The sequence below is a fragment of the Kitasatospora sp. NPDC059673 genome (assembly GCF_042734215.1).
Taxonomy (GTDB): Bacteria; Actinomycetota; Actinomycetes; order Streptomycetales; family Streptomycetaceae; genus Kitasatospora.
Genome location: NZ_JBHWEN010000002.1, coordinates 157,847 through 170,835, shown reverse-complemented (window position 1 = coordinate 170,835; position 12,989 = coordinate 157,847). Strand labels below are relative to the sequence as shown.

Genomic DNA, 12,989 nt, shown 5'->3' with positions numbered 1-12,989 from the left:
TGGCCGGCGTTCGGCGAGGGGCTGCGGGTGTGCGGTTTGCGGTGCGCGGTGCTTCGGGGCGGGCGGTGCTGCCGGCGTGGTCGGTGGCGGGACCCGGCGGGTGCGGGTTCAGACGGCCGGGAGGCGTAGCTGCTTCAGCAGGGCGATGTCGGCGGCGTGCCGGACACCTTCGACGCGCTCGGGGTCGTGGCGGCCGTCCGGGGTCTCGATGATCAGCGGGACGCCTGCGGTGGCCGGGTGCGCCAGCAGAGCCCGGAACGCGGGGGCGCCGATGTGACCGGCACCGATGTTCTCGTGGCGGTCCTTGCGGGCACCGGCCACATCCTGCGAGTCATTGGCGTGGATCAGCCGGAGCCGGTCCGGGCCGACGGCCTGATGCAGGGCGTCGAAGAGCTCGTCGACCCCACCCGGGGCGGCCAGGTCGTGACCGGAGGCGAAGGCGTGGCAGGTGTCCAGGCAGACGCCGACCAGCGGGTGGTGGTCGAGCGCGTCCAGGTAGGCGGCGAGGTCCTCCATCCGGGCACACAGCGAGCTGCCCTGGCCGGCCGTCGGCTCCAGCAGCAGCCAAGGGGCTTCGTCCCCGTACCGGTCGAGGCCGTCCAGGATCGGCAGGAGCTGCGAGCGAACCTGGGCCAACGCCTCCTCCCGGGTGCCGCACAGTGCCGAACCCGTGTGAACCACCGCGCCGAGCGCGCCGATCGCCGCCGAGCGGTGCAGCGAGTGCGTCAGCGACTCGGCCGAACGTTCGCGGGTCGCCGCCGAACCGGAGCCGAAGTTGATCAGGTAGGGCGCGTGGACATACGCCGGGATGCCCTGCTCCGCGCAGACCGTCCGGAACGCCAGGTCGTGCGCGGGATTCCCGGCCGGAGTGGCCCACCCGCGCGGGTTGGCGACGAACACCTGCACCGCCTCCGCACCGACCTTGGCGGCGTAGGCCAGCCCCGTCCCCGCCAGACCCTTTCCGGCAACGGGAACATGGGCGCCGATCGGGTTTCGCGGGCCGGAATGCATGACCACGAGCATCCCACGGCAGGATGGACCAGCAGGTCACCGGGGTCGGCAGCGGCCATTTCGCTACGGCGGCCGGCAACTCGGGGGAGCCGGCCGGGCGGGGTGGCCGGCTGGATCAGGTCGGGCAGAGTTGGCCGGGTGGCTGACGGGCGGCCACGGGACGGAGAGGCGAGAAAGCAGATGGACAAGTCACTGTCGCGGGCGCAGCGCGAGCACTGGGAGCGTACGTACTCCGCGCACCCCGGCATGTACGGGGACCGGCCGTCGGAGTCGGCGGAGTACGCCGCCGCGGTATCCCCGCCCGGGGGAGCCGTCCTGGAACTCGGCGCCGGCCATGGACGTGACGCGCTGTTCTTCGCCCGCCAGGGCTTCACCGTCACCGCAGCCGACTTCAGCCCCGTCGCCCTCGGCCAGCTCACCGCACGGGCCGAAGCCGAGGGTCTGACGGTGACCACCCTGGTGCAGGACGTCCGCCGGCCGCTGCAGCTGCCGGACGGGTCGGTCGACACGGTGTACGCGCACATGCTGTTCTGCATGGCGCTCTCCACAACCGAGTTGGAGGCCCTGGCCCGGGAGGTACGGCGGGTGCTGCGGCCCGGAGGTGCACTCGTGTACACCGTGCGGCACACCGGCGATGCGCACTACGGGGCCGGGATCGACCATGGCGACGACATCTGGGAGCACGGCGGTTTCGCGGTGCACTTCTTCTCGCGGGAACTGGTGGACCGCCTCGCGGAGGGCTGGGGCCCGGCAGAGATCGAACCGTTCGAGGAGGGCGATCTGCCGCGCCGGCTCTGGCGGGTCACGCAGCGTCGGACGGATTGAGACGCGGCGCTGGGCACGTGGGGGGCTGGGTGCGTGGGGGCCGGCCACGTAGGGCCCGCGGGTGCGTGCTGTGTGTGGGTGGGGTCTGTGGCGCGCGGTACGCCGGTCGATTCTGATTCGGGCGCAGGCCCGGGCCGGGGACGCGCCGGCGCGGTGAGGGGTGCGGGGCGGCCACCCCGTGCCCCTCACCCGGCGGGTCAGTGGCCGGTTCGGCCGCCGGTTCGGTCGCCGGTTCGGTCGGGGACAGCCTCAGCGCGTGGGTTCCAGGGAGCCGGACGCGGCCGTGGGGTCCGCCGACGTGCGCTGGCGCATGGCCGCGGCGGACGGAATCAGGGCGGCCGCCAGCAGCGTGACGACGAGGAACGAGACCGTCAGCGAACTCGCCTGGGCGATGCCGCCCACCACGGCCGGGGCGACCAGGCCGGAGGTGTACGTGATGGTGGCGACGCCGGCGATGGACTGGCTCGGGTTGCTGCCGGCCCGTCCGGCGGCGGCGAACGCGAGCGGAACCACTACGGCGATGCCTATGCCGATCAGCGCGAACCCCGGTATCGCCAGGTACGGACTGTGGGCAAGCACCACCAACAGACCGCCGACGCCGGCGACCACGCCACTGACCTGTACGGTGCGCACCGGGCCGAGGCGTCGGATCACCGCATCGCCCGCCAGGCGGGCTGCGGCCATGGTGGCGGCGAAGGCCGTGAAGCAGGCGGCGGCAATCGATGCGGAGGCGCCGGTGATGTCACGCAGGTAGACGCCGCTCCAGTCCATCGACGCGCCCTCGGCGAAGACCGCGCAGAAGCCGACCAGGCAGATGACCAGCGCCTCCTTCGGTGGCAGTGCGAAGCGGGGCGGTGCCTCCTCGTCGGCGGTCGGCCGGACGTCCAGCACGCCGCGCGACACCACCTGTGCGAGCAGGACCAGAACCAGTGCGGTCACCGCGTACTGGATCCGGGCGTCCACCTGTCGATGCGCCGCCAGCACGCCGAAGCCGGAGGCGACCAGGCCGCCCAGGCTCCACATCCCGTGCAGACCCGACATGATCGACCGGCCGAGCCGCTTTTCGACCTCGACGCCCTGGGCGTTCATCGCCACGTCCGACATGCCGGACGTCGCGCCATAGAGGAACAGCGAGAGGCAGAGGACCACCAAGTGCGGCGAGAGCGCGGGCAGCGCCAGCGAGAGGCACCACAGCGACAGCAGACCCCGCAACGCGGCCCGGGCGCCGAAGCGGTGGACGATGCTTCCGGCCAGCGGCATCGCGAGCGAGGCACCGACCGCCGGGAACACCAGCGCGAGACCGAGCTGACCGGGGCTCAAGTCCAGCTGGTCCTTGATCCACGGGATGCGGGTGACGAAGGTGCCGGTGACGGCACCGTGGACGGCGAACACCAGCGCCACGCTCAGCCTTGCGCGCCGGACATCCTTGAGAGTTTCGCCCATGCCGGGCTCCCCCTTGGGTCGGTCGGATTCGAATAAACTATCAGGGACCCTGCCTGATAGAAACCTCTGGAAGGATGCAGGCTCATGACGACCGCTCGCACTGCGACGCCGAGCACCGCCCGGGCCATCAACGACCGGCTGGCCCTCGACCTGCTGCTCGAACGGGGCCCGCTCACCGCATCCGACCTGCGAACGCTGACCGGGCTCTCCCGGCCCACCGTCGCCGACCTGCTCGAACGCCTCCAGCGCAGCGGATTGGTCGCCCAGGCCGGTGAGAGCGCCGCACTCCGTCGCGGCCCCAACGCCCGGCTGTACGGGCTGGTCGCCGATCGCGCGCACCTTGCCGGGATCGACATCCGCGCCACCGGCGTCAGCCTGGTGGTCGCCGACCTGACCGGACGCACCCTCGGCACGGCCACCATCGCGGCGCCGCCGGCATCGACGCCAGCGCCGACGCCAGTGCCGAGCGAGGCCGGGGGGCTGGGGCGGCCGTTGACGTTCGCCGACGGGGCGGCAGACGTGGCAGGGGCAGTCGGAGGCGGCGACGGTGCGTCGATGCCGACCGGGGCGGGAGCGGCCGTGCCCGCAGAAGGAGGGGCGGGGGACGGCGATCTGCTCGTCGAGCGGACCGTCGAAGCATTGCTCGCGACCGCCGCCGCAGCCGGCGCCAAGGAACTGCACACCGTCGCGGTCGGCGCGCCCGGTCTGGTGGACCCGGTGAGCGGCGCGCTCAACAACTCCGGGAAGCTGCCCGAGTGGCACGCCAAGCTGCTTGCCGCCCTGCGAGCACGCCGCGGGACCGAGGTGATCCTCGAGAACGAGGTGAACCTGGCCGGGATCGCCGAGCACCGGATCGGCGCCGCCCAGGACCGGAAGGACTTCGCCCTGATCTGGCTCGGCCACGGCGTCGGCGCATCGGTGGTCCTGGACGGCCGGCTGCGGCGCGGAGCCTCCGGCGGCACCGGCGAGATCGGGTTCCTGCCCATCCCCGGAACCGGAGGCCTGCCGGACGCCACCCGATGCGACGGTGGCTTCCACTCGCTGGTCTCGAGCGCCGCGATCTGCGAACTCGGTGCCCGCCACGGCCTGGAGGCCGAGCCCGACGGGTCGGAGCCCGGGGCCGAAGCCGTCGTGCGACTTGCTGTCCGCGGAGGGGCCGACGACTTCCTGGAGGAACTGGCCGGACGCATTGCCGTCGGAGCCTCCTCGATCTGCGTGGTGCTCGACCCGGGCTGTGTGGTGCTGGGCGGTGAGATCGGCCAGGCAGGCGGCCCCGAACTGGCTGCCCGAGTCCAGCGCCATCTCGCTCGGCTCTCCCCACTCGCCACCGAGGTCCGCGCCGGCACGGCCGGTGGCGGCGCCGTGCTCGCCGGCGCGGTGCTGACCGCCGGGGACGCGGTACGGCGCGAGCTGTTCGGAGGCGAGTGAAGCTCCAGCCGTGGCCAATACGCGGACTGGGTGCCGGCGTTCTGTCCCGCTGGCGGGTTGCTGGGGCGGGCAGTCCCCGTATGGGTAGTGGGCCGGGGGTGAGCAAGGCCTTGGCGGGACTGGAGAGGTGGAGCAGTCGCTGATTGCTGCACGGGCGTGGTCGCCGGGAGGTGCGGCGCGGTCGAGGCCGGGGCGCATCCGGAGGCCCGGCCGCGTGCGCCCGGACGGCGGTTCGAGGAATACCGGAGGTGGGGTGCGTACCGGGCTGCTTGCCGGTACGGCAGGATGACGGAGTCTGTCCCTCCTTTCGCGAGCCGCCCAGGAGCTGCATCCATGGCCATCCCCGACCTGCCTGTCCACCCGTACCGCATCGGCGAGGCGGCCTCGATGCTCGGGGTGAGCGCCGACACCATGCGGCGGTGGGTGGACGCGGGGCGACTGCCGGCGACCCGCGACGAGCACGGGCACCGCATCATTGCCGGGGCCGAACTCGCCGCCTTCGCCCGTGAGTTGGCGCGCCCCGAGAACAGTGAGGCGGAAGGCCGGTCCTCGGCCAGGAACCGATTCCCGGGGATTGTGACCGCAGTGGTGCTGGGTGACGTGGCCGCACAGGTGGAGATCCAGGCCGGGCCGTTCCGAGTGGTCTCGCTGATCAGCCGCGACTCCGCAGAGGAACTCGGCCTGGTGCCCGGCGCACCCGCCACCGCCGTCATCAAGTCGACCAACGTCGTCGTCGAGCGCCGCTGACCCGCTGCCCGGCCGGTGAACCGATGCCGCTGGTGCAGCGGCTTCCCGGGTCGGCCCGGCACGATACCTGCCGCCAGGTATCGGAGGTACCTGCACAGCGTCGAACGGGCGCGGCCTAGGATGCGGAGTTCTGCGGCCCACCGCTGGCGAGGCGGCCGGTGGTGTGAGCCACCCGACCGTGCGAGAGGACGACCCCGTTGAAGAGCCGCGTGCGCGCCGTTGCCCACCGTGGTGACCCGTACCAGCACCGCGAGAACACCCTGCCGGCGGTCAGCGCCGCCCTCGCGGCGGGAGCGGACGCCGTGGAGGTCGACGTCCAACTCACCAAGGACGGTGTTCCGGTCCTGCTCCACGACCGGACCCTGGAACGGTTCTGGAACGACCCGCGCCCGATCAACCGCGTGACCTCCGAACAGCTCGCGGAACTGGCCACACCCGGTCTGCGGATCCCCGCCCTCGCCGAGGTACTCCCGATCGTCGCGCAGACCGACGGCCGACAGTTGCTGATCGATCTCGATGACGCCCAGCCGGCCGCCGCGACCTGGCGGACCGTCAGCGATCTCGGCCTGACCGACCGCGTCGCATTCTGCGGACCCGTCGCCGCGATGCTCGCCGTCCGGGAGCTCGCACCCCAGGCGGAGATCTCGCTGACCTGGAACCGACCTCAACTGCCCAAGCAGCGGCTGCTGGACGAACTGCGCCCCAGCTACCTCAATCCGCCCTTCGGACTGGTCGACGAGCGACTGGTGGCGACCGTGCACGACGCCGGCCTCGCCCTCGCCACCTGGACCGTCGACCTGCGCAGGACGATGCGACGAATGCTCGACCTCGGCGTCGACTCGCTGACCTCCAACCGGGTGGCCCTGCTGCGCCGGACGATCGACCAGCACGCCCGCTGAGCCACCGCGCTCGGGCCACGCCATCGGCCGGGCCCGGCCCGGGGCGGCCGCTGTGCTGTCGCCGCGCTGCATCGATTCGACGTCGGCGTCGGTACCGCCGGCGTGGCCCTTGTCGACCTTCGCCATGCTGAAGCCGATCGCGGGCTCGACAGTAAGATGCCGGGCCTCGCTCTGACTCCGGAGTCGGTGTGCGGGCAGCGGCGGTGTTCTGCGTGCGGTGCCCGCCGTGGGCCGAGTCTCCGGGCTCGGTGAGCCTCGTGACATCCCGCTGCTGTCGGGCTCGCGAGCGAGCGGTCGGGGGAGGCGCCAGCGTGCCTTCTTTCGTGCGACGTCAGAGACCCGGGCGGCCGCCCTGGCGAGGAGGGTGAGGGTGGTGGTGCAGACAGTGATGGCAAGTGAGGTCACGGTGTGTCCGATCTGCCTGCCGATCCGGCAGCGTGTTGGGGAGTGCGAGGGTGTGGTGGGTGATAGGGCTCCGGGCCGGAGACGGGTCGCCCGGACAAGTTGATGGCCCGTTCGCCGGCAGCGCGAGCGGCGGCGCGCCGCCCCACAGGCGACTACCTGCTGTGACGGCTGATATGTGCTGCAATGACACGATCACGGCGGCGCGTGGGCGGCGGAGGTGGCGGTGGCAACGGAGGGCTCCCCGGAACCACACGAACCGGACGAGCACGCCGGGCCGCCGACACCGTCCGGCGGCGAGGATGGCCCCGAGCAACCCAGTGTGAACGACCCGAATCGTGGCCCGTCAGCGGCCGGCCCGGATGACAACTCCGGCGCGCCGGGACCAGATGATCGCAGACCATCCGCTGGTGGAGACGCCGGTCCAGCCGATGATGGTGCAGCCGGTGGGGCCAGCGGAGGGCAGGATGACGGCACTGTCTCCGGTGGGAAAACCGGGGAGAGCGGCCGGGGCCATTCCGGTGCGGTGCCAGCAACTGGCGAGCGGTCGACGCCAAGTGAATACACCTCCATAGATGCTGAGGGTTCGTCGGAAACAGGTGCGGTGGTGGCCACCCGAGTTGCGGCGCCGGACGATCGGAGGCCGGCCCTGATGCTGCCGCCATCCATTCGTTCCGCTGCCGCCTGGTCGGCTGCGGTGATCCTCTTCATCACCGTTGCCGGGATCGCGGTGTTCGTGGTCGTGGAACTCAGAGCGGCGACCATTCCGATGGTGGTTGCACTCCTGGCCACCGCCCTGCTCTACCCGGTGATGCCGTGGCTGGTGAACCGGGGTGTAGGCCGCGGCACGGCAGCCGGACTGACCTGTGCCACCCTGGTGCTTGTTGTCACCGGCGCCATCGCACTGCTCGTCAACTCTCTCGTGGACAGCGCCCCACAGATCGCTGCGGGACTCCAGCAGGCGGGTGACCGGATCGCCTCGTGGCTCGGACCACTCGGCGACAGGATCCATTACGCCCTCCGGCAGAGCGCCGGCTCGGGAAGTAATCTGGTGGATTCACTCGCCAACGGGGTGCTGTCGGGACTCGGCCTGGTCACTCAAGTGTTGACCGGAGGAGTGCTGGCTCTCGCGCTGGTTTTCTTCTTCCTGCGCGATGGCCATCGGTTCGCCGACGCCATTCACGAAATGATGCCGGGCAAGCACTCCGACACGGTGATCGCCTGTGGTCAGCAGGCCTTCGCGGCTATGGCCGGTTTCATGCGTGGCACCACGCTGATCGCGCTGATTGACGCGACGTTCATCTCCATCGGACTGCTGCTCCTCGGTGTCCCGGGTGCGGCCGGACTGGGCGCTCTCGTTTTCATGGGGTCTTACATTCCGTTCGTAGGGGCCTTTCTCTCCGGGACTTTGGCGGTACTCGTGGCGCTGGCGAACGGCGGTCTCGGCACCGCCCTCTGGGCTCTTGGCGTGGTGCTGGCAGTGCAAGCGATCGAGGGCAACGTCCTTCAGCCGGTCATTCAGAGCCGGACCGTCGAACTCCACCCGGCGACGATCATGATTGCCGTGGTGGCCGGCTCCGGGATCGCCGGAATCATCGGTGCGTTGCTTGCCGTTCCGGTCAGCGCGGCCGGCCTTGGTGTGGTGTCTGTGCTGCGCGGCGGCGCGGGGACACCGGGAGTGTCCACGAGCCGTCGCAGGCGACAGCGTTCCGAGAGCTGAGGTGTTCGCCGATCAGAGCTTGCGATGGCGGGTATGGTCGGGCGTTTTCGGACAGGTGCAGATCTGACCGCTGATCAGCGATGGCCTCCCAGTTGAGATCGCGGTCGATACGGGTCGATGGTCGTCTGCGTCACCATCGGGACCGGGTGGTTGGTTGCCCCGGTGGTGGTGAAACGGTCAGGGAGCGGGGAAGTAGGCGGTGAGCCAGCGGTCCAGCTCGGTGAACACCTGGGTCCGGACCGGCTCGGCCGAGAGGACCAGGTCATGGATACCGCCTTCGATACGGATGGTGGTGACGTGCGGGCCGAGACGTGGTGCGAGCGCCGCGATGTCGTCGGCTCGCAGGACCGCATCGGTGTGCATCAGTGCGGGATCCCACCGGCTGGTGACAGTGGAAGCGGTGGAAGCCATCATCAGGATCGGGCAGCTGACGGAGAGCCCGCGCCGGATCGTGCGGTGCCCGCGCTGGATCCCCGCCAGCCAGCCGGCGTAGAGCGGGAAGCCCTCAGCCGGCTTCAAAGCCAGGTCGAAATCCCAGCTACCACGGTGCTCCCGGTGAAGACTGTGGACGTAGTGCGGGTTGAGCGGCGCGGGCAGTTTCCGGGTGGGGGCGGCCCGGCCGAGGGCATCGAGCGCCGGCGCCCCGAGAGTGCGAACTGCGGGTGAGGCAGGCATCGACAGGAACGGGCTATTGAGAAAAAGGCCGTCGACCAGCCCACGCCCATCACGCCGGGACGCCCACAGCGCCGCCACCAGCCCACCGGTGGAGTGCCCGTTCACCAGGACTCGGCTGTGGCCGTCGAGTTCCCGGATCACGCGGATCGCCTCGTCCAGTTCTTCGTCGTACGACGCGAGGTCAGTGACAAAGTTGGGTGACTGGTGGGGCCGAAGCGACCGGCCGTACTTGCGTAGGTCCAGGGCGTAGAAGGAATAGCCGGCGGCGATGAAGTGGTCGGCGAGGTGGGTCTGGAAGAAGTAGTCGGTGTAGCCGTGCAAATACAGCACCGCCTGGCGGGATCCCGGAACCAACCTGCGGACCAGCGTGGCGCTGACCTCTCCTTCCTCGTCAGGGGCCAGTGGGAGCTCCGCCGCCTCGTACGGGGCACCCAGGATGTCTTCGCGGAACTCCATGTCAGCCACACCCACTTCCTGTTCTGCTTCCTGTTCTGCTGCGCCACCCCGGGCCGTCCAGGGCGGTGCCGCTTCCGCGACCATACCGGTCGGTAGATCGCTCCGTTTGGGAAGACTGCCCTGGTCGGGCCTAAGCTGCCCGCATGGCTGCCCCCTCCTCAATCGTTCTCCCTCCTGCCACGTATTGGAGGGCTGTCCGATGACCGGTCCGACCGCCGGCCTGCCGGACCCGCGCCCCGTCGAGCGCGAGGTGGCGCTGGGGACAGCCAAGTTGATGCCCGACATCGACGACGAGGGCGGTTGGCTGCTCACCCTCGATGGCACCCCGCAGTCGTATGTCGATCTCCAGGACCCCACGCACCTCGAGTTCGAGTACGTTCAGCGGATTGCCCACCTGCTTGACGTGGTCGCGGACGCCGGAGAGCCGCTCGATGTCCTGCACCTCGGGGGTGGCGCGCTCACCCTGCCCCGCTACCTGGCGCAGACTCGGCCCGGCTCGCGGCAGCAAGTGGTCGAGGTCGACGGGCCATTGACCGAGTTCATCGCGGAGCACCTTCCGTGGCCGTCCGGCATCGACGTGGTGGTCGGCGATGCCCGCTCGGCACTCGAATCCGTGGTGCCGAGGACATTCGACGTCGTGGTGGCTGACGTCTTCCGTGGCTCGCGGACGCCGGCGCACCTCACCAGCGTGGAGTTCGTCCGGCTGGCCGCCGCCACGCTCAGGCCCGGCGGGTGCTACGCGGCGAACCTCGCAGATGGCCCGCCACTCGCATTCGCCAAGGCCCAGGCGGCCACCGTCGCCGCGGTCTTTGCTCACGTTTGTCTGGTGGCCGAGCCCAGCGTGCTGCGGGGCCGGCGGTACGGGAACGTTCTGTTGATCGGCTCCGATGAGCCGCTGCCCACGGGGGAGCTGAGTCGGCGGCTCGCCTCCGACCCCTTCCCCGCCCGGCTGACGGAATCGCCGCAGCAGGCTTCCGAGCCGGTCACGGATGCGACTGCCGAGGATTCGCCGCCGCCACCGGCCGGGGCGTTTTCGTTGAGCTGACGTGGACAGCGGGCCGCGCGGGCTGCTGTGCAGGAAGTCGTACTTGATGGCGAGCTCCTTTCCGTGGGCGGCGAGGGTGAAGGATCAAGAGTTGGTCGGCGGGGCGGACAGAGACTGAGAATCGGCTGGACGGACCACTTGAAACGGCGGCGTGGGCGGACCGTCCAGCCGACTTCACGCATGGTTGGGCGGACTGGTCGTGTGGTCGGGCTGATCAGTTCGCGGAGAGAACAAGCCGGCGCGCTGTTTCGCGGTAACCGAGAAGTTCGAAAGCGGCGATCATGGGATGGTTGGTGAGGTCCGTGTCGGCGCGGATGACAGGTTCCTCAGCCTCGGCGACGAGGACTCTGGTGACCTCGGCGAGGATCTCGGCCACGAAACCCCGTCCGCGGAACTCGGGAACGACTCCGAGATAACCCACCACAGAAGTGGTGGAGTTGCGTGAGGGGATCCCGAAGCCGACCACCTGCCCCGTGGGCGTTCGAGCTATTCGCCACCAAGAGCGTTCGCCGAGCATGTCGTGGTGGTAGAAGGCGACATCGTTCCGTGCTTGTTTCGCCGGCCCGAGAAGCAGTGCCTCCCGTGTGGTGGCCGCATCAAGACTTCCGGGCAGGGCCCGGCGGAAAAGGTCGACGAAGACCTCGTCATCGGGTTCCGGTGCGAACACCAGCCGGTCGGACAGGGTGGGGACCGGTCGCTCCGCGTTCCACTCAAAACGGAGACGCTCGGTGGCGAGGCGGAGACCGGCCACCTTCGCGGCCTCGCTGCGCCACTCCACTGCTGCCGCAGCCTCGGGCTGGCCGCGCCAGCTCGGTGGCAGCAGCAGGTGGTACTCCGGTGGCACGGCCAGGCCGTCTGCGGCGAAGACCTGGTGTGCTGCGGTGAGCAGAGCGGCGGCGACCGCAGCGCGAGGATCGCTGGGTGGCTGGTGCACTGCCGACCCCAGGGTGTCGAGGGCTGTGAGAGCTGTGGCCGCCTTCGTGATGAACAGGGTGTCGGTGGTGAACAGGGCGTCCAAGCTGCGCGGACAGGCGTCGTCGGGCATGCCCCACCAGATGGCGAGTGCCAACGGCACTCGTCCAGGGCCGTCCTCCGCGATCCAGATCCATTCAGGACGGTACTCGCCATCGGCGATGCGGGCGCGGACGAGCTTGGCGGAGATCGTGGTAGACGGGTCGGACCGAAGGCAGGTCAGGACCGCGTCGAGCTCTTGAGGGACGATCGGGCGGAAGATCACAGTGTCTCCGAGGAAGAGGAGTAGGGGACGCAGCCCGACCGCGATGATCCGTGGCGACCGCCCAAGGGACGGCGTGTCAGCTGGACGCGGGGGTGATCGGATGCGCCGTGGGACGGAGCTGAGTTATTGGAACCATCACAGGACCTCCTCTCGGCATATGGCAACGCGGGTGCGAAGCCACTCTGTGGCTGGCCGTGCGTTGGACCGTCGGTAGAGCTGATCCACCGTCAGTGGCCCGAAGCTTAGAGAGGTTGGCGGATGGTTCGCAAAGTATTTTTCGGAGATTCTTTCGCGGGCCTGGCGCGGCCAGGATATCGGCAGTCCCGAGAGCCGTCGTTGGGCGGTGGCGTATGCATGCCGAGCTGGATCATCCGTCGTGCGACTGTGCTGCTAGTCGCTGTGGAAACGGTCTGCGCGTCGTGAGGTTTTGGCGATAAGCATTTATTTGATGCGCAACGGTTTCCGGTACGTCGACGGCTGGGGGCAGGTTACGCTGAATTACTCGAAAGAGTGCATCTGTAAATATCGGCCTCGAGCGCGGTTGGTGCTGACTCGGCAGCGGTAGAAATGCCACCGGCGGCAGCGAACCCGGAAGGAGGTGTCGACCAATGAGCGGGCGGAGTGCCGGGCCGGCGCACGGGGGCGCCGGCCTCTAGCGCCTCGGGCACCTAAGGGGGCGCTGTGAGTCAGATGCGGTCGCCGAGATCGAAGCCGGCTCCGGTCACGGCAGATCGGACCTGCTCATCGTCCAAGGGCTGGGCCGACTCAATGGTGACCTGGCCGGCCTGCGTGTCGACGATGACATCGGTGATGCCTGGCAGCGCAGTCAACTCGGCCGTGACGGTCCGTTCGCAGTGGCCGCAGCTCATTCCTTCGATGGTGAAGGCAGTGGTGATGGACATGGGTTACCTCCGTTGACCTGGTCGGATGTGGCGGGTCGTCCGACTGTGCGGGGCGCCGCCGTGGTGCTCAACGGGCGCGTCGTGAGGGAGGCACCGGGGCGCACTGCCAAATGCCCCCAATGAGTGGTTGCTCGACAGCGGAGGAAGGGCGCCCGCGCCGGTGGGCGCGGGGCAGAGCGAAGCGTGGCGGCTTTCGTCC

General features: G+C 69.9%; 11 protein-coding genes. 6 read left to right on the top strand and 5 right to left on the bottom strand.

Features of this window, described 5'->3' with window-relative positions; all coding sequences use genetic code 11:
- Window positions 1-108: 108 nt before the first annotated feature.
- Window positions 109-1,011: a deoxyribonuclease IV gene (locus ACFV18_RS03115; RefSeq protein WP_380478605.1), complete on the bottom strand. Its 903-nt coding sequence runs from the start codon at window positions 1,009-1,011 to the stop codon at window positions 109-111.
- A gap of 180 nt (window positions 1,012-1,191) precedes the next feature.
- Here ACFV18_RS03115 and ACFV18_RS03110 point away from each other — a divergent pair, with 180 nt between their 5' ends.
- Window positions 1,192-1,836, top strand: coding sequence for a class I SAM-dependent methyltransferase (locus ACFV18_RS03110; protein WP_380478603.1), 645 nt, complete (start codon window positions 1,192-1,194; stop codon window positions 1,834-1,836).
- Between the two features lie 249 nt (window positions 1,837-2,085).
- Here the strand turns inward: ACFV18_RS03110 and ACFV18_RS03105 are convergent, their stop codons facing one another.
- The gene (locus ACFV18_RS03105) at window positions 2,086-3,279 is read right to left on the bottom strand and encodes an MFS transporter (protein ID WP_380478601.1); all 1,194 of its coding nucleotides are present in this window, start codon (window positions 3,277-3,279) and stop codon (window positions 2,086-2,088) included.
- Window positions 3,280-3,363: 84 nt separating this feature from the next.
- Here ACFV18_RS03105 and ACFV18_RS03100 point away from each other — a divergent pair, with 84 nt between their 5' ends.
- The 4 genes from ACFV18_RS03100 to ACFV18_RS03085 all read left to right on the top strand — a co-directional run bounded on the left by ACFV18_RS03100 (window position 3,364) and on the right by ACFV18_RS03085 (window position 8,475).
- Window positions 3,364-4,707, top strand: a complete 1,344-nt coding sequence (locus ACFV18_RS03100) for an ROK family transcriptional regulator (protein WP_380478599.1) — start codon at window positions 3,364-3,366, stop codon at window positions 4,705-4,707.
- Window positions 4,708-5,040: 333 nt separating this feature from the next.
- Entirely contained in the window at window positions 5,041-5,454 is a 414-nt protein-coding gene (locus tag ACFV18_RS03095; protein ID WP_380478597.1) for a molybdopterin-binding protein, read from the top strand.
- A 197-nt stretch (window positions 5,455-5,651) separates the two neighbouring features.
- A complete protein-coding gene (locus ACFV18_RS03090) occupies window positions 5,652-6,353 on the top strand; it encodes a glycerophosphodiester phosphodiesterase (protein ID WP_380478595.1) in 702 nt (233 codons plus the stop codon).
- Window positions 6,354-7,362: 1,009 nt separating this feature from the next.
- Window positions 7,363-8,475, top strand: coding sequence for an AI-2E family transporter (locus ACFV18_RS03085; protein ID WP_380478593.1), 1,113 nt, complete (start codon window positions 7,363-7,365; stop codon window positions 8,473-8,475).
- A 177-nt stretch (window positions 8,476-8,652) separates the two neighbouring features.
- Here the strand turns inward: ACFV18_RS03085 and ACFV18_RS03080 are convergent, their stop codons facing one another.
- Window positions 8,653-9,606 carry an alpha/beta hydrolase gene (locus ACFV18_RS03080; RefSeq protein ID WP_380479239.1) on the bottom strand — a complete coding sequence of 318 codons (954 nt, stop codon included), beginning with the start codon at window positions 9,604-9,606 and terminating at the stop codon, window positions 8,653-8,655.
- Between the two features lie 199 nt (window positions 9,607-9,805).
- Here ACFV18_RS03080 and ACFV18_RS03075 point away from each other — a divergent pair, with 199 nt between their 5' ends.
- Window positions 9,806-10,651 carry a spermidine synthase gene (locus ACFV18_RS03075; protein ID WP_380478591.1) on the top strand — a complete coding sequence of 282 codons (846 nt, stop codon included), beginning with the start codon at window positions 9,806-9,808 and terminating at the stop codon, window positions 10,649-10,651.
- A 214-nt stretch (window positions 10,652-10,865) separates the two neighbouring features.
- Here ACFV18_RS03075 and ACFV18_RS03070 read toward each other — a convergent pair whose 3' ends face one another.
- Window positions 10,866-11,888, bottom strand: a complete 1,023-nt coding sequence (locus ACFV18_RS03070) for a GNAT family N-acetyltransferase (protein WP_380478589.1) — start codon at window positions 11,886-11,888, stop codon at window positions 10,866-10,868.
- Window positions 11,889-12,574: 686 nt separating this feature from the next.
- Window positions 12,575-12,790 (bottom strand): heavy-metal-associated domain-containing protein, encoded by a 216-nt coding sequence (locus ACFV18_RS03065; RefSeq protein ID WP_380478587.1) that lies wholly within the window; start codon window positions 12,788-12,790, stop codon window positions 12,575-12,577.
- Between the last annotated feature and the right edge of the window lie 199 nt (window positions 12,791-12,989).